The 14,853-nt window shown below is 69.6% G+C and carries 25 protein-coding genes; 3 read left to right on the forward strand and 22 right to left on the reverse strand.

Annotated elements, in window-relative coordinates; genetic code table 11:
• Positions 1-77 precede the first annotated feature (77 nt).
• From ACFOYY_RS08680 to ACFOYY_RS08780, 21 genes are all read right to left on the reverse strand, one after another.
• The gene (locus tag ACFOYY_RS08680; protein WP_386189171.1) at positions 78-230 is read right to left on the reverse strand and encodes a hypothetical protein; all 153 of its coding nucleotides are present in this window, start codon (positions 228-230) and stop codon (positions 78-80) included.
• A gap of 88 nt (positions 231-318) precedes the next feature.
• Entirely contained in the window at positions 319-978 is a 660-nt protein-coding gene (locus ACFOYY_RS08685) for a hypothetical protein (RefSeq protein WP_386189173.1), read from the reverse strand.
• A gap of 24 nt (positions 979-1,002) precedes the next feature.
• Positions 1,003-1,800 carry a hypothetical protein gene (locus tag ACFOYY_RS08690; protein WP_386189175.1) on the reverse strand — a complete coding sequence of 266 codons (798 nt, stop codon included), beginning with the start codon at positions 1,798-1,800 and terminating at the stop codon, positions 1,003-1,005.
• Positions 1,797-2,012, reverse strand: coding sequence for a hypothetical protein (locus ACFOYY_RS08695; protein WP_386189177.1), 216 nt, complete (start codon positions 2,010-2,012; stop codon positions 1,797-1,799). Before ACFOYY_RS08695 ends, ACFOYY_RS08690 begins: the two co-directional genes overlap by 4 nt.
• Positions 2,013-2,023: 11 nt before the next feature.
• A complete protein-coding gene (locus tag ACFOYY_RS08700) occupies positions 2,024-2,602 on the reverse strand; it encodes a hypothetical protein (protein ID WP_386189179.1) in 579 nt (192 codons plus the stop codon).
• Positions 2,603-2,697: 95 nt separating this feature from the next.
• Positions 2,698-2,997, reverse strand: a complete 300-nt coding sequence (locus ACFOYY_RS08705; protein ID WP_352009295.1) for a hypothetical protein — start codon at positions 2,995-2,997, stop codon at positions 2,698-2,700.
• Between the two features lie 246 nt (positions 2,998-3,243).
• Positions 3,244-3,483 (reverse strand): hypothetical protein, encoded by a 240-nt coding sequence (locus ACFOYY_RS08710; protein WP_386189181.1) that lies wholly within the window; start codon positions 3,481-3,483, stop codon positions 3,244-3,246.
• 165 nt (positions 3,484-3,648) lie between these two features.
• On the reverse strand, positions 3,649-4,479 hold the full coding sequence (locus ACFOYY_RS08715; RefSeq protein ID WP_386189183.1) for a DUF2303 family protein: 831 nt from the start codon (positions 4,477-4,479) through the stop codon (positions 3,649-3,651).
• On the reverse strand, positions 4,476-4,832 hold the full coding sequence (locus tag ACFOYY_RS08720; protein ID WP_386189185.1) for a hypothetical protein: 357 nt from the start codon (positions 4,830-4,832) through the stop codon (positions 4,476-4,478). The genes ACFOYY_RS08715 and ACFOYY_RS08720 overlap by 4 nt, the downstream gene beginning before the upstream one ends.
• Positions 4,829-5,161, reverse strand: coding sequence for a hypothetical protein (locus ACFOYY_RS08725; protein ID WP_386189187.1), 333 nt, complete (start codon positions 5,159-5,161; stop codon positions 4,829-4,831). The genes ACFOYY_RS08720 and ACFOYY_RS08725 overlap by 4 nt, the downstream gene beginning before the upstream one ends.
• Complete coding sequence (locus ACFOYY_RS08730) at positions 5,158-5,592, reverse strand: hypothetical protein (RefSeq protein ID WP_386189189.1); 435 nt, start codon at positions 5,590-5,592, stop codon at positions 5,158-5,160. The genes ACFOYY_RS08725 and ACFOYY_RS08730 overlap by 4 nt, the downstream gene beginning before the upstream one ends.
• Entirely contained in the window at positions 5,589-6,011 is a 423-nt protein-coding gene (locus ACFOYY_RS08735) for a hypothetical protein (RefSeq protein WP_386189191.1), read from the reverse strand. The genes ACFOYY_RS08730 and ACFOYY_RS08735 overlap by 4 nt, the downstream gene beginning before the upstream one ends.
• Positions 6,008-6,448: a hypothetical protein gene (locus ACFOYY_RS08740; protein WP_386189193.1), complete on the reverse strand. Its 441-nt coding sequence runs from the start codon at positions 6,446-6,448 to the stop codon at positions 6,008-6,010. Before ACFOYY_RS08740 ends, ACFOYY_RS08735 begins: the two co-directional genes overlap by 4 nt.
• Positions 6,441-6,626, reverse strand: coding sequence for a hypothetical protein (locus tag ACFOYY_RS08745; protein WP_386189195.1), 186 nt, complete (start codon positions 6,624-6,626; stop codon positions 6,441-6,443). Before ACFOYY_RS08745 ends, ACFOYY_RS08740 begins: the two co-directional genes overlap by 8 nt.
• Positions 6,623-6,844, reverse strand: coding sequence for a hypothetical protein (locus ACFOYY_RS08750; RefSeq protein WP_386189197.1), 222 nt, complete (start codon positions 6,842-6,844; stop codon positions 6,623-6,625). Before ACFOYY_RS08750 ends, ACFOYY_RS08745 begins: the two co-directional genes overlap by 4 nt.
• Positions 6,841-7,266: a hypothetical protein gene (locus tag ACFOYY_RS08755; protein WP_386189199.1), complete on the reverse strand. Its 426-nt coding sequence runs from the start codon at positions 7,264-7,266 to the stop codon at positions 6,841-6,843. The genes ACFOYY_RS08750 and ACFOYY_RS08755 overlap by 4 nt, the downstream gene beginning before the upstream one ends.
• Entirely contained in the window at positions 7,266-7,460 is a 195-nt protein-coding gene (locus tag ACFOYY_RS08760; protein ID WP_386189201.1) for a BldC family transcriptional regulator, read from the reverse strand. Before ACFOYY_RS08760 ends, ACFOYY_RS08755 begins: the two co-directional genes overlap by 1 nt.
• Position 7,461: 1 nt before the next feature.
• Positions 7,462-7,710 carry a hypothetical protein gene (locus ACFOYY_RS08765; RefSeq protein WP_386189203.1) on the reverse strand — a complete coding sequence of 83 codons (249 nt, stop codon included), beginning with the start codon at positions 7,708-7,710 and terminating at the stop codon, positions 7,462-7,464.
• Positions 7,707-8,312: a hypothetical protein gene (locus ACFOYY_RS08770; protein ID WP_386189205.1), complete on the reverse strand. Its 606-nt coding sequence runs from the start codon at positions 8,310-8,312 to the stop codon at positions 7,707-7,709. The genes ACFOYY_RS08765 and ACFOYY_RS08770 overlap by 4 nt, the downstream gene beginning before the upstream one ends.
• A gap of 86 nt (positions 8,313-8,398) precedes the next feature.
• Positions 8,399-8,572, reverse strand: coding sequence for a hypothetical protein (locus ACFOYY_RS08775; protein ID WP_386189207.1), 174 nt, complete (start codon positions 8,570-8,572; stop codon positions 8,399-8,401).
• Between the two features lie 110 nt (positions 8,573-8,682).
• On the reverse strand, positions 8,683-8,874 hold the full coding sequence (locus tag ACFOYY_RS08780) for a helix-turn-helix domain-containing protein (RefSeq protein WP_386189209.1): 192 nt from the start codon (positions 8,872-8,874) through the stop codon (positions 8,683-8,685).
• A 159-nt stretch (positions 8,875-9,033) separates the two neighbouring features.
• Here ACFOYY_RS08780 and ACFOYY_RS08785 point away from each other — a divergent pair, with 159 nt between their 5' ends.
• Together ACFOYY_RS08785 and ACFOYY_RS08790 are read left to right on the forward strand one after the other, a co-directional pair.
• Positions 9,034-9,459: a helix-turn-helix domain-containing protein gene (locus ACFOYY_RS08785; RefSeq protein ID WP_386189211.1), complete on the forward strand. Its 426-nt coding sequence runs from the start codon at positions 9,034-9,036 to the stop codon at positions 9,457-9,459.
• A gap of 232 nt (positions 9,460-9,691) precedes the next feature.
• Positions 9,692-9,913, forward strand: a complete 222-nt coding sequence (locus tag ACFOYY_RS08790; RefSeq protein WP_386189213.1) for a hypothetical protein — start codon at positions 9,692-9,694, stop codon at positions 9,911-9,913.
• A gap of 134 nt (positions 9,914-10,047) precedes the next feature.
• Here ACFOYY_RS08790 and ACFOYY_RS08795 read toward each other — a convergent pair whose 3' ends face one another.
• Positions 10,048-11,049 carry a tyrosine-type recombinase/integrase gene (locus ACFOYY_RS08795; protein ID WP_386189215.1) on the reverse strand — a complete coding sequence of 334 codons (1,002 nt, stop codon included), beginning with the start codon at positions 11,047-11,049 and terminating at the stop codon, positions 10,048-10,050.
• 282 nt (positions 11,050-11,331) lie between these two features.
• Between ACFOYY_RS08795 and ACFOYY_RS08800 the strand changes: the two genes are divergently transcribed.
• Positions 11,332-14,805, forward strand: coding sequence for a M28 family peptidase (locus ACFOYY_RS08800; protein WP_386189217.1), 3,474 nt, complete (start codon positions 11,332-11,334; stop codon positions 14,803-14,805).
• Positions 14,806-14,853 lie beyond the last annotated feature (48 nt).

The following is a 14,853-nucleotide window of genomic DNA, read 5'->3' on the forward strand; positions in this document are numbered from 1 at the left end:
GGTCGGGCAGGGGAGAGATGCGGAGAGGCCCCCGCGCGCCGCTTCCCCTTTCGGCGCGCGGGGGCTGATCAGGAGGGTCAGGAGGCGTGCCGGTCGTAGTAGTCGTCGTTGAAGTCGTCGACCTCGATGTCCTCGCCGCGTTCCGCCCACTCGTCGTGTTCCTCCTCGGCGTGGACCGCCTCGAGCTCCTCAGGAGTCAGGCCAGCCACCCACTCAGGGACGTCGCTCACGGTGGAACCTTTCTTTGTAAAGGGAGGGGCCGGTGCCCGCCCCGCGGCCTCGCGCGCCACAAGGGCGGGCACCGGGGTTTCAGGAGGGTCAGGCGAAGCCGAGCGCGGCCCGCTGCTGCGGGTCGAGCGCGGCCAGCGCGGCGGCCTGCTCGGGGGCCAGGCCGGGCGGCGGCGTCCACGCGGCGCCCGCCGCCGGGGTGGGCGCGGGCTGGGCGGGCTGGGCCGGAACGGCGGGCGCGGGCGCCGGGGCCGCGTACTGCGGAGCCGGAGCCGGAGCCTGCGGGGCACCCTGAAGGAAGTCGCTTGCCTGCACGGCCGACGGCGGCATGTACGTCGCGGTGTAGATCTTCGGCGGGTTGTGGCCGCGCTTCTTCACCTCACCGTCAGCGACGTAGGTGATGGACAGAACGCCCCCGACCTCCAGGCCCCGGGCGCCCGACTGGCGGACAGCGGTACGCACCGCGTCGAGGAGCTTGGCCTTGATGTAGAACTTCCGCTGGCCGTCGTCGTCGACGATCTGCGGGTCACGCAGGGACGTCTGAACGGTGACGACCATCTGCATCATGGGCTTGCCGTCCGACCAGACCTTCGGCTCGCCGCTGTCGAGGTCCTTCTGCTGCTCAACGGTCGGCGGGGTGGTGATGGGGCCGCTGACGGTGGTGCCGAACGCCTGGTTGGGGAACTGCGCGGACGGGATGCCGCCTCCCATGAGGAAGGCGTTGGCGTCCATCGTGAACGGGGTCGTCATGATCTGTGCTCCTTGGATTCGTTGCTACTGAGCGATGAGGTCTTGCAGTTCCGACGCGGCTTCGGTGAGGGCGTCGGGGTCACCCGGACAGCCGTCCGGGAGGTTCATGGCCCCGGGCCGGAACCAGGGGCAGGACCGGCACCAGGCCTCGCGGCGCTTCAACAGCGGGAACGCGGCCGGGCCCAGGGCCTGGACGAGCTTGGCGATGCCGTCCGCGCGGGACAGGGCCGCCTCCGCGACCGTCCGGTCGTACGGCTCCGACCAGAGGAAGCGTTGCTTCCACTCCTGGTCGCGGGGCAGGAAGTAGATGGCGACGTCGGTCACGGGGAAGCCGAGACGCTCCCACCCGAGGCCGTACGTGTGCGCCTGGACGCGGTACTGCTCGCCGGGGCCGCGCTTCTTGTACTCGCGAAGGGTGTTGCCGCCCGGCACCTTCCAGTCCCACACGACCCCGTCGAGGTACAGATCCGAGTTGCCGGAGATGTCGTCGCCGTTGATCTGGCCGACGGTGACGCGCTCCTCCAGCGCGTACCGGGACTGGCCGTCGGTGTGCCAGTTCGGCAACGCCCAGTTCGCGCGCTCCAGCAGCTCCTGCAGACCGTTGTGGACGTTCGTGCCGATCCACGCCTTCCAGCTCAGAGGCTGGTTCGTGTTGACGGCCGGGTGCCCGGCGAGCTTGTAGCCGATGCGCAGGTCGCAGGGGATGCCCAACTCGCTGGGGCCGATGCGGGTCTGCAGGGTGCGTGGCTGGTTGTTGATGGCACCCTCGATGAGGCCGTCGAGCTCGTTGGCGAGCGCCTGAACGCGCGGCGGGATGCTCACGCCGGGTCCCGGAACGTGGTGATGGTGCCCGGCGTGGTCTGCACGGTCTTCGCGTACGTCGCCGCCGACTCTGCGGAGACGATCGTCTCAGCGTCCGGGGCGCCGAGGAGGTCCCGGAGAACGGTGCTGAACCCCTCCTTGTCGTGCGTCGAGATCAGCCACGTCACCACGACTCCGGACCCGTCGGGCTGCATCTCCGTCAGGGTGATCATGCTGCGGGCAGTCATCGGACACCGGCCGTACGGTGGGCGACGGTCAGGATCTCGGCGAGCTCGACGCGGATCTTCCCCGTGTCGGCGAACAGCGCGGCCAGGCCGCGCTGCCGGAGAACCACCTCGACGAGCTCGTCAGGGACGCTCGCCGGGTCGACAGCCGTCGGGGTGGGGAGCGTGCCGATGACCTCACGCGGAGGGCAGTCCACACACCGGAACAACGTCCACGACGGGCCGCCGTCCACGGCCGGGACCTGCCCGGCGGGCACCATCGGCTCCTCGACGACGCGCTGCTTTCCGCAGGTGACGCACGCCCACCCGTCGTGCTGCGACTTCGTGAGGTCCGCGATGCTGATCGGCGTGATCTGCGCGGGCTTCCAGTCGGTCGCCGCGCGCCGCACGAGCAGGTGCGCGTTCACGGGGTGGCCGAGCGCCTGCTGCGCGCGCACCATCTCGGCGACCCGCTCAAGCGCCCACTCCTGGTCGTCGGGGGTCTCGTGGTGGATGCTGGTGATGGTGACGGTGCGGCCGTCCCGGTAGGTGTGGGTGTAGCGGGCCGCGTACTCCAACCCGCTGGTCGTGGTGGTCATTGCTTCTGGGCTCCTGGGTTCGCTGAAGAAGGGGGGCGGGGGTCTGCGGGGCGGGGTCTCGTGCTCCCCGGAAACCCCCCGTGCCAAAGGTGGGGTCACATAGCGATCGCGGGCCGCCACGGGCCGCCCTGCACCCGGGTGACGAGCTGCGCGTCGTCGAGCAGGCCCCGGGCCCGCTGGTGCTGGAGCGCCGTCTCCACCTGCTGGACGGCCTGCTCACGACGCCAGGGGGTGGCGCCGGTGGGGGCGGTGTAGACCCGCACCTCCAGCACTCCGTCGCCGTCGCGGAAGATGCCCTTGACGCCGTACTCGGCGCATCCCGTCAGCTCGGCGGCGTACCGACTGACAGGCGCGGAGGCGAGCAGCTGGGGGACGGTGAGACGCTGCGCGAGCATGGCGGGCTCCTGGGATCCGGGGGAAGGGAGGCGCTGATCGGCGCCTGCAGGAAACACGCTACATCACGCTCCAACACGATTCAAGACGCTACAACTTGCTACATCCTGCTACACGGATGGATGTGCGAAACCGGGCACTACTGGACGCGGACCCTCGTCTTGCCGCACCGCGCGCACCGCTGCTGCACTGGCCGGCCACCGGCCACGATCGGGACCGACACCCACCGGTGCCTGAACGGCCAACACCTACCGGACACGGTCGCGTGCCATGTTCGCCCGCTGCAAGAGGTCGAGCCGGGCCTCCAAGGTGCGGATCGTGGCCGCCTGCATCAGGACCGTCTTCCGATGCGAGCCCGAGACGGAGGCCTCCTTGGCAGCCTCCTCGCGCGCCTCTTCCAGGAGGCGGTCGGCCGCGTCGAGGCGGCGGATCAGGGCGGCCCGGGTGCGGAACCAGTCACGAATCATCAGGGTCTCCAGGTTTTCCAAGCAAGCGTGTGATGAAGTCCGCGACACCGACGCACACCGGCCACGTGGTCGTCGTGACCCGGGTGCCGACGCGAGTCGCGACAGTGATTTGCGCGTCTCTGGGTAGAGCAGGAGGAAGCCCCCCACCGAGCAGGCCGGTGGGGGGCAGAGTGCTGGTGGTGCTCATCACGCGGGCGTGCCCCGCATCACGACGATGCCGAGCTCCTCCTGGAGCTTCGCCACGACGGTCCGGATCGCGTCACGCCGCACGTCGGTCGCGTTGTCGAGCCAGATGCCCATGTAGAGAGCACCGCCCTGGATCCGGTACCGGAACCGCGCGGTGACCACGTAGGGCTCGCTGTCCTCGAACGGCGCGATCCCGAGCTCCAGCGTCGAGGGCACCTCGATGGAGCCCTTCGCGCCGCCGCCCGCGGTGGTCTCCTCCTCGAACGTCAGGCGCCTGTCCCCGCTGGCCAGGAGAGTCGCCGAGGAGAACGTCACCTTGGTCTTGGCCTGGAACTGCTGAACGAGCTCCAACATGTCCGCCGCCGTCGGCTTGCGGATGTCGGCGCGGTTGTCGTCGATGAAGTCCGCGAACGCGGCCTGCTTGAGGAACTGCCGGTCCAGGCCGGCCCACCTCCGCCACGCGTCCGTCTCGGCCAGGCGCAGGGTGAGGCGGTGCTCACCCCATCGCGGCATGTAACCGCGCTCTTCCTCGCTGACCCACCCCTCGTGGGCGTCGAGGACGGCAGTGATGACCCCAGCCTGAATGTCGACGTACACCTCGGACTGGGCGTCGCAGTGCTTGCGGTAGTAGTGGACGAAGCTGGCCAGGTCGTCGACGCGGACGGTGCCCTTCTTCCGGGCGGGCCGCGTCTCGTCGGGGTCACGCAGGTCGATGGTCTCGACCCGGTCGCGCAGCTTGAAGGCGTAGAACCCGCCGGGGTTCAGCTGCTCGGAGATCTGCGCGTCGGTCAGGGCGTCGATGAGGGCGTCGTTCTCCGTACGGGTGGTCACTTGGCGATGTCCTTCGGCTGGTCGGTGGTCTTGTCGAGTACGCGCAGGCCCGGGATCGCGGCCTGCCGGGGGTCGTCGCGCAGCAGGTTTCCGGCGGTGTCGGCGAAGAAGACGGCCGCCCGCGGAGGTGCCTTGGGGGCTTTCACCGTGACCTCGCCGACCACCATGAGCGCCGCCTCGTTGCCCTTCATCGGCTCCACGGTGAGAGTGAGGGTCACGGTGCCCTTCTTGCCGTGCTCGCGGACCGCGGCGACGAGCTGCTGCATCGCGGCCGCGGCCTCGTCGGAGACCTGCCCGTTCCGGATGTCACGCAGGACGTCGGCGAACGGCCTGACCTGCTCGGGTGTGGTCACGCTGATTTCCTTTCGGGGGATTCGGATTCGAGGGTTCGGAGGGCGGCGTTGTACCGCTCAGCGGTACGGCGGCACACCCCGACACGGGCGGCCGCTTCCTTCCATGAGGCACCCCAGGCGAGGAGGTCCGCGTAGTCCTCCAGCCGGGCGAGCCGCGCCTCCCGAGCCGCCTTCCCGGCCTGGACCGGCGGTTTGCCGAGCATGGGGAACCGGTCGAGGACGCCGGTGCTGCGGTGGCGCTGGTAGCACGCCCGGATCAGGCCGCGGCCCTGCGAGGGACCCTGCTGACCGCAGCAGACGCAGGTGATAATGCGTGGTGGGCGTCTCACCGTTCCACCGCCTCGAACGGCACCAGGGCGAGAGTGCAGCCGAGCGCGCCGAGGTACCGCAGGAGAGAGGTGAGCTGAGTGCGCGGCCCGGCCGTACGCTCCAGATGGGCCACCGACGGGGCGGTGATCCACAGGCACTCAGCCACGACAGCCCGCGACAGGCCGGCCGCCGTACGCAGCCCGGCCAGGTCGGACAGCACCTCGTCGAGGGCGCCTGCCGGTTCGCCGTCACGCACGACGACGAGCTGGTGGCCGACGGCGTGCGCGTACCCGATGACGTGGCCGACGACAGGAATCGCCTGCCCGGACTCCCACCGGCTGACCATCGACGGACCGGCACTCGCCCCCAACCCGAGGGTGTGCGCGAGCTCCTGGCCTTGGATCTGTGCTGTACGGCGTAGGGCGACGAGGTCGGCAATGAGGGGGATCACTGGTCCACCGCCTCGGGGGCAGGCAGCTCGATGACGAGCAGCTGCAGCTGGCCGCCTTTCACGACGGGCCCGATCCTCATGTCCGGGCCGACCAGGTGCCGGTCGTCGTCGTCCGGCAGGACCCCGGCGTCGACCAGGCCGTCGATCATGGCCTTGAAGGACGGGTAGAGGTTGCCGACGTCGCGGCGCCGCCGGTCCGGCGGGGAGAAGACACCGAACACGTGGGCGCGCGCGAGCTGCGGGATCTGGGCGGCTTCGGCCGCGGCTTTTCCGGCTTCCCGCAGGGTGCGGGTGAGCTTCACCCGTTGCATGTGGTGGATCCGCTTGTTGGCGTTCATGACTTGCAGCCCTGCGGGGAGGGTGATGGTCCAGGTGCGGGCGCCCGCCGCCGGGCCTGTGGTGAGGTCGGCGGCGGTCATCGGGTGGTCCCGAGGATCGTCCGGGCCACAGCGAGAGCAGCGGTCCAGTCGTGGCGAACCCTGCCGTTCTCGTCGGCGACGACCCGCTGCCGGTCCGGGCCAGTGAGGCCGGTCCCGGCGTACCGCTCGTAAGCGCCGTAGTCGTCCATGCCGTCAGCGATCTGCCCCAGCACCTCGCCGAACGGGTCGAGCGCGCCGCGCAAGACGGTCAGCAGACGGATGGTGGCGAGCTCCTCCCCGGTCCACTCCCCGGACAGCACGAGCGCGTCCATGCCGTCGCGGTCGGCGGCGTCGGTGAGGACGACGCTTCGCGAAGTGATGCCGGTCAGGATGAGGTCCTCGTGCAAGTCCCACCGGCCGCCCGGAAGCTGCTGGTCCTGCGCGCGGAGCCAGGCGGCGGCAGCGCGGATCTGCTCGACAGGAGACAGGTCAGCCACGACCAACCTCCTCGGCAGCGAAGGCGAGCACCGGCAGGCCGACGAGCAGGACGACGTACACGGCGAGCAGGCAGGCGGTGCCGCACAGGGTGGCGTGGAGCCAGTGGCCGCGGCGGGCCGCCGCCACCCCGAGGAGGGCGGCGGCCAGCGCGAGCATGAGGGGGAGGGCGGCAGTCACGACGCGTCCTTGGACGTGTAGGCCACGGCGGCGAGGGTGAGCACCGGCAGCACCAGCACCAGGAGGGCCGCGCCGTACCCGATCGGGGGGATCGCGTGGGACCAGTCGTGCAGCGCACGGGTCAGCCGGGTCAGGGCCCAGGCCGCGAGCAGGTGCACCATGACGGTCGCGAGCAGCCACGCCAGCGGGCGGCGGCCGGGCATCTTCGGGGTGGTCACGCCTGCTCCCGGTCAGCCGACGGGACGTACGGCTCGAACGGCGCCCGCCCCGGGGTGGGGAGGACCGCGGTCGCGGGCAGCCGCGGGGCGAGCGGGACGCACTCGGCCCCGTCGGTGTGCCGCATGCCGGGCAGCCCGGGGAGGCCGCACGCGCACCACGGTCCTCCCCGCTGCTGGGGCGCGACGAGCTGGTCGTCCGGGCCGGGGGCAGCCGGGGGAGTGGTACCCCCGTGCAACGCCTCCTTCCACCGGTCAACCGAAGGCGGGAGCAGCGCCGGGTGCTGCTCGGCGTACGCGAGCAACTCCGACCACTCGGACACAGCAGCCTTCTTCTTCTCCAGCTCCTGCTCGGTGGCGCTCACCTCGTCCTGCAGCTGACGCAGCTGCTCGGTCATGCGGGTGATGGTGTGGGGGGAGAACATCAGGACTCCTTGGTCTGCTGGGTGGAGGCGATGTGGGCGAGGATCTCGGCCTCGCGGAACCGGCGGTGGCCGCCGATCGTGCGGAAGGACGTGAGCTTTCCCGCCAGCGCCCACCGGGCGACGGTCTTCGGGTCGACGTGGAACATTCGGGCGACCTCGGCCGGGGTGAGCAGGCGGTCAGGGGTGTCGGACATGTCAGACCTCCTCGGTCTGCGCGATGGTGATGAGGACGACCGGCCGTCCGGGGAGCCGGTGGTACAGGCGGGGGCGGCCGCCGTCCTGCAGCCGCGCCATCACCTCCACCGCCCGGCAGCCGCGGCGGCGGCAGGGGGTGGGGTGGGTCAGGATCTGCACCGCGGGCGGCAGGACGCTGTCGGGCGTGAGGGTGTCCGGCGGGGCCGGGATCCGGGCGAGGAGGCCGGGGGTGAGGTCGCCGAACGTCATCCCTCACCGCCGGGGGTGGTGTCGGTGACGCGCTCCAAGGGGCCGTATCCCGCGCTGACGCCCTCCCACCACTGCTGCTCTCCGGTGTAGTCGCAGGCGAGCATCAGCTGGCCGTAGGTCTCGACTACCCGCCACACGCAACTCTCCCGGTCCCGCCACCGGTCGCCGACACGCAGCTCGGGCGTCTCGACGTCGGCGGCCACCTCGACGGCGGGCTGCTCCGGTTCGACAGGCTGACCGCCGTCAAGCACGATGACGGACACCGGGTAGACCTTCGTCAACGGGCCGCACGTCTGGTTGACGTGCACCCAAGGCTCTGCCGGGCCGGTCGCGGCCTGCAGGGCGACCGTGTTTGCGTCTCGGCGAGCGAACCAGTCGCAGCCGTAACGGTCTCGCCAGATCTCCCCGAGCCGGGGGACGCCGTCGGCCGGGACCAACCGCTCGATGGTCGCGACGTCGGTCGGGACGGTCACGTCGTACAGGCCGGTCGCGGTCTGCAATGCGACGGTCAGCTCGCCCGGGGCCTCGTCGGCGACGAAGTGGGTGACGCGGCCCTCGACGATGACGCGGACGAGCTCATCAGTTCTGTAGTGTTCAGGCATGGCCTGACCCTTCGTTTTTCGTGGAATCGGATTGGTGGGGTTGGGTCTACGGGCGCCCGGCCGTTGGCCCGGCCCGGGCCGCCCGGTTACGCCGACCGGCGCACGCTGCGCTCGGCGGCCTTCCTGCTACGCGCGGCTGCCGCCTTCAGCGACATCTGCGTCATGTACGCGGTGTGGGCGTTCTCCGCCGCTGCCGGGATGTCCTGCTTCCGGACCTTGCCCTCAGCAGTGATGCGGGCGATCCAGTAGTCCAGTGACACTGGCGACGCTCGGCGGGCCGCCTCCGTCCGCTCACCCCGGTGAGGAGTGCGCGCCCACTGCACGTGAGCCGCGATCCGGGCGGCACGGCTGCGCTGTTCGGGGGTGGCCATCAGCTGCTCGGCGCCGTGTACGTCGCGAACGAGGAGGCGGGGATCCGCCACCGTCCGTTCCGGGCCGAGGACGTCTTGGTCGCACTCAACTCACCGCGTCGGATAGCGCGGCGGATAGTCCACTGACTGACCCGCAAGCGGGCAGCAGCCTCCTCCACGGTCAGCATGGTCTCGGATGTGAGGTTGTCCATCTGACCTCCTTCCTTCACTGCCAATACGCTACAAGATGCTACATCTCGATTCAATACGCTACATCTCAAGGCATATCACTACAGTCGGAGTCAAGAGTTTCCCGTGATTTACGTCATGATCCGATGCTCAATACGCTCCACCGTGCTACAACATGCTTCATGGAGCACGAAACTGGTCCACCAGGTCTGCCCTTCTGGAAACGCATCGAGACGGAGCGCATCGCCCGCACCTGGACAGCCACAGACCTACATCGCCGATCGGGCGTAGCCCGAAGCACGATCAACAACCTGGCGACCCAGCGCCGACGCCCTCGGCCGGCCACAGTGGTCGCGCTCGCCGACACCCTGGGCATCCCGCGTGACGAGGCTTTCGCCCTGGCGGGTCTCGACCCGGAGGCGGCCGCCGTGGGGGAGACCGCAACCGACGACACCCTCGACGAACTGCTCGCCCGCCTGCCTGAGGAGCGCCGGCGGGAGCTGGAGAAGTGGCGGGAAGAGGAGCGGGAGCGCTACGAGCGGGCCCGGGAGGACTATGAACGGGGCCTTTCCCGAATCGAGAAGATCCTGCGTGACGAGCTCGGCTGACCACGAATGCGCCGCCCGAAACGGGCGATCATCGAAAAAATTTTCGATGCGCTATTCCTAGCGTGACCAGGGGAGACGGGAAAAACTGCCACTTGGGCAGGGATTTTTGTCACTCAGGAGGCGGATTTTTCTTCTGGTGCAGTGTTATATAGGACTGCCGTAAGCACAGCGTCGTGCAGGCCCTAACGCCGCCCGGCCATGTGCTGTCAGCAGTCCCCCCTCAGGAGGCTCCATGCTCCTCGCACTGGTCACCATCGCCCTATGGGCCCTCAGCGTCGCCTACGTGGCGCTGGACGCCCTCATACCCGGCCACTCCCTGCCGATCTCTCTCCATCACCTGCTGCTCGCTGCCAGCGCTACCATCACCCTCGCCTGGATCCTGCGCCATCCGCGTCTGCAGTACCGAGTCGGCTACCGCGACGGATACGAGGACGGCGAACGCAACGCCGCTTGACCCCGGCGGCGCCCGCGCGACCGACACCGCGCCCCCGCCAGCCACGCTCACAGGTGATGATGTGAGCGCGGCCCCCGCCGGACCCCAGCCCCCTGTGACGCTGCCCAGGAAGGCCAGGACCCCGGCGAGAACCCTCAGAGCCTGTCCGACAAGGACAACCCCGCATGCGCCGCCCGCGCCCGCTCATGCGCCAGCCCCGCGCTGTAGTGCTGCACCATCGACTGCGTCTTCCACCCCATGATCCTCTGCACGTCCGACTCCCCGCCCCCCGCAGCCAGCAGGTGGTGGGTCGCGGTCGCGCGGAACCGGTGCGGATGTACGTTCGCCACCCCGGCCTGCTTGCCGCGCTGCTCCAACAGGTACTGCACCCCACTCCTGGTGAGTCCCACCGTCGGGTTCGGGCCGCGTTCTGCGAGCCACAGGTACGGCAGCTCAGCGAGAGGGTGACGGGCCCGGACACGCAGGTACCGATCCAGCGCCGCGACGGTCCGCGCCCCGATCGGCGCTAGGTGCTCGTCGCCGCCCTTCAGGATGATCTTCAGGGTTTTACCGCGCAGATCGACATGGTCGAGGTGCAATCCGGTCAAGCCGCTGACCCGGACGCCGTTGTCCATCAGGACCCGCAGAATCGCCGTATCCCGACGGTCAAGGAACGAGTTGCCTTTGCAGGTGGCCAGCAGTCGCGCCAGCTCCTCCTCGGTCAGCGGGATCTTCACCTTCGTCGGGAACGTCGGCTTGTCGGCCATCAGAACAGGGCACGTCGACTCCGTGCGCTCCCCCTCGCCCTCCATCCACGTGAACCAGGCCTGCAGCCGCTGGTGGTAGTGGGACACGGTGAGAGCACTGGCCCGCTTCTGCTGTGCCACCAGGAACAGGCGGACGTGCTCCGGCTTAACCCCCTCGGTGTCGCACGGCAACGCCTGAGCGACCAGGAACTCCGTGAACATCCGGGCCGCACCGAGGTACGCCAGCCTCGTGTTCTCCGAGTAGTTCTTCGACATGAGCCACAGCTCGAACGAGTCGATCATCGCGGGCAGGGGAGTGCCGGCGGGGGCGGAGGAGACGCGGCGGCTCCGCCGGACCCGGCCTGTGGCGAGCGGGATAACTTCGGCGGACGCGGCGTCGTTTTTGACCATGGAAACTCCCGTTTTGACTATCACGGCCTGAGAGCACTATGGGGTGTTTCACCAATGCGCGACCTGCGGTTTTTCCGGCCACTCCAGAAAGACCGCCGTAACCAGCGAAAAGCCCAGGTCGGCATCGGCAGGCCTGGTCTATGGACTCCCCATAGCAAGGCGCTATGGGCAGCTGGAGGGTTCCTGACATGTCGTAGTAATGGCACCTTTGGTCCAGCCCTGGCCGGCCACGGCTCCTTGGTCCCTTTCCCCCCAGGGGACTTGTGAGAGGAGTCATCCAGAGTGAGATCCAAGCTCAGAACAGGTGCCGTCGCCGTACTGGCGACAGCGGCGCTGGCGGCTTCCACGCTCGCGAACGCGCCCGGCGCCTACGCGGCCAAGCCCGCGGCGGACGCGAAGCCCACCCCCGTGGGAGCGGCGCAGAAACTCGAAAGGGCGTTCACCCCACCCAACGCCAGAGGCCGCGAGCGTGCGATCGCGAACGCGGGCAAGGCGCTGGCCGCGGAGTCCGGGACGCTGCGCAAGAGCGCACAGGACAAGTTCACCCTGGCCAAGACCATCGACGGCGCGTACGGCCTGCAGTACCTGACCTACGCCCGCACCCACCGAGGGCTGCCGGTCTACGGCGGCGACGTGATCGTGACCACCGACCGGGCGGGTGACCAGCTCGGCCAGGTCGCCTCCGGCCAGCGGGCGGAGATCAAGGTCGGGGTCACCCCCAGGGTCAGGCCCTCGGCGGCGGCGGCCACCGCCCGCGCCAAGCTCGCCAAGGTGGAGAGCGCCGACGCCCCGACCCTGCTGGTCCACGCGGCGGGCACCCAGCCGAAGCTGGCCTGGGAGGTCGTGGTCAGGGGCGCCACCGAGAAGGCGCCCAGCGTGCTGCACGTCTTCGTCGACGCGCTGACCGGCTCGGTGCTGGACTCCTACGACGAGGTCCGCGCGGGCACCGGCAACAGCTTCTACAACGGCAACCCGGTCACCATCCAGACCTCGGGGTCGTCCGGTTCCTACACCATGCGTGACACCACCCGCAGCGGCCTGGCCTGTGGCGGCCAGAACGGCTCGGCCTACACCAAGAGCACCGACTCCTGGGGCAACGGCTCCGGCACCAACCTTGAGACCGCCTGCGTCGACGCCCTCTACGCGGCGCAGACCGAGTGGAACATGCTCAGGGACTGGCTGGGCCGCAACGGCTTCAACGGCCGGGGCGGCGCCTTCCCCATCCGCGTCGGCCTCAACGACGTCAACGCGTTCTGGAACGGGTCCTACACCAACTTCGGCCACAACCAGTCGAACAACCAGCAGGCGACTCCGATGGACGTCGTCGGCCACGAGTTCGGCCACGCCATCTTCCAGTTCTCCGGCTCCGGGGACGGCGGCAGCGGCAACGAGGCCGGCGGCCTGAACGAGTCGACCGGTGACATCTTCGGCGCGCTGCTCGAAAGCTACGCCAACAACCCCAACGACCCGGCGGACTACCAGGTCGGCGAGGAGGTCAACCTGGTCGGCCAGGGGCCGATCCGCTACATGTACAAGCCGAGCACCAACGGTGACCCGGACTGCTACAGCTCCTCGATCCCGAACACCGAGGTGCACGCGGCGGCCGGTCCGCAGAACCACTGGTTCTACCTGCTGGCCGAGGGCACCAACCCCGGCGGCGGCAAGCCCACCAGCCCGGTCTGCTCCGGATCGTCGAACCTGACCGGCATCGGCATCCAGAAGGCCGGCCAGATCTTCATGGCCGGGCTCAACAACAAGACCTCGCCGTGGACCCACGCCAAGGCGCGCGCCGCCACGGTCGCCGCGGCCAAGCAGCTCTTCCCCAACAGCTGCGTCGAGTGGAACGCGGTCAGGGCGGCCTGGAGCGCGGTCAACGTCTCCGCCGGTTCCGGTGAGGGCACCTGCACCATCCAGAACCCGAACGACTTCTCGGTCTCCCTCAACCCCACCTCGGGCAGCGTCCAGGCGGGCCAGCAGGCGACCTCGACCGTCGGCACCACGGTGACGGCGGGCAGCGCCCAGTCCATCACGCTGCGGGCCTCCGGCCTGCCTTCGGGGGCGAGCGCCTCCTTCAGCCCGCCGACCATCACCGCGGGCCAGAGCTCGACGCTGAGCGTCACGACCTCGTCGAACACGCCGAACGGCACCTCGTCGATCACGGTCACCGCGGACGGCACCGACGTCGACAGGACCGTGACGTACTCGCTCACGGTCAGCGGCGGCCCGCCCGGCGGCGGTGAGGCACCGGACATCAGCCTCGCCAACGTCAAGGCGCACCTGCAGCAGTTCCAGAGCATCGCCAGCAGCAACGGCGGCAACCGCCGTTCGACCGGCGCCGGCTACACCCAGTCGGTCAGCTACGTGGAGAACAAGCTCCGCGCCGCGGGCTACACCGTGACCCGGCAGAGCTGCACCTCCGGCTGCAGCGGCGGCGCGGGTCCCAACCTGATCGCGGACTGGCCGGGCGGCGACGCCAACCAGGTCGTCATGTCCGGTGCCCACCTCGACAGCGTCTCCGCCGGTCCCGGCATCAACGACAACGGCTCGGGCTCCGCCACCCTGCTTGAGGTCGCGCTGACCCTCGCCGCGAAGAACCCCACCATGACCAAGCACGTGCGGTTCGGCTGGTGGACCGACGAGGAGCAGGGCCTGCTCGGCTCGAAGTACTACGTCGGCTCGCTCAGCTCGGCCGAGCGCTCCAAGATCAAGGTCTACTACAACTACGACATGGTCGGCTCGCCCAACGGCGGCTACTTCATCAACAACATCGCCACCGCCGCGGCGGCCGATCTCAAGGCCTTCTACACCAAGATCGGCGTCCAGACCGAGGAGAACGTCGAGGGCGCCAACCGCTCCGACGACGCCTCCTTCCGCAACGCGGGCATCGCCACCTCCGGTGTGGCCGCGGGCGCCAGCGACATCAAGACCTCGGCCCAGGCCACCAAGTGGGGAGGTACGTCGGGCAGGGCGTACGACTCCTGCTACCACTCCTCCTGTGACACCACCAGCAACATCAACGACACCATCCTCGACCGGGCGGCCGACGCCGCAGCGTACGCGGTCTGGAAGGGTGCCGTCGGCGGCGACACCCCGCCCCCGACCGACGACTTCTCGGTCTCGGTCAGCCCGTCCTCGGCCACGGTCCAGGCCGGTGAGTCGGCCTCGGCGACGCTGAGCACCCAGGTCACCTCGGGCAACGCCCAGTCGGTCTCGCTCAACGCCGGCGGCGTGCCCTCCGGCGCGAACGTGAGCTTCAGCCCGGCGACCATCACCAGCGGGCAGAGCTCCTCGGTCAGCATCACCACCTCGTCCGCGACCCCGGCGGGCACCTACTCCATCAGCCTCAACGGCAACGGGACGAGCGCCAACCGCTCGGCCGTCTTCACCCTCACCGTCGGCGGGACCGGCGGCGGGCGCACCTTCACCAACGACACGCCCTTCGAGATCAACGACGGATACCAGGACTACACCGACATCGACGTCGCCCTCGACGGGGAACCCGAAAGCACGTTCACCGTCACGGCCGACATCCAGCACACCTGCTCGCAGGACGTGCGCATCACCCTGTACCAGCCGAACGGGTCCGCCCGGGTGCTGAAGTACGAGGGCTACGAGGCCTGCACCCCCTACGACGGGCCGGTCACCTTCACCGTGAGCAACCCCTCCAGGCTCGGCAACGGCACCTGGTCGCTCATGGTCGGCGACTACTTCCAGGGAGACACCGGAGTGGTCAACTCCTGGAGCATCTCCTTCTAGCGGGAACACCCCAAGAAACCGGAGAGCGAGCACCCGGCGGGGGGCCCG

This window comes from Streptosporangium jomthongense (assembly GCF_042650425.1).
Lineage (GTDB): Bacteria > Actinomycetota > Actinomycetes > Streptosporangiales > Streptosporangiaceae > Streptosporangium.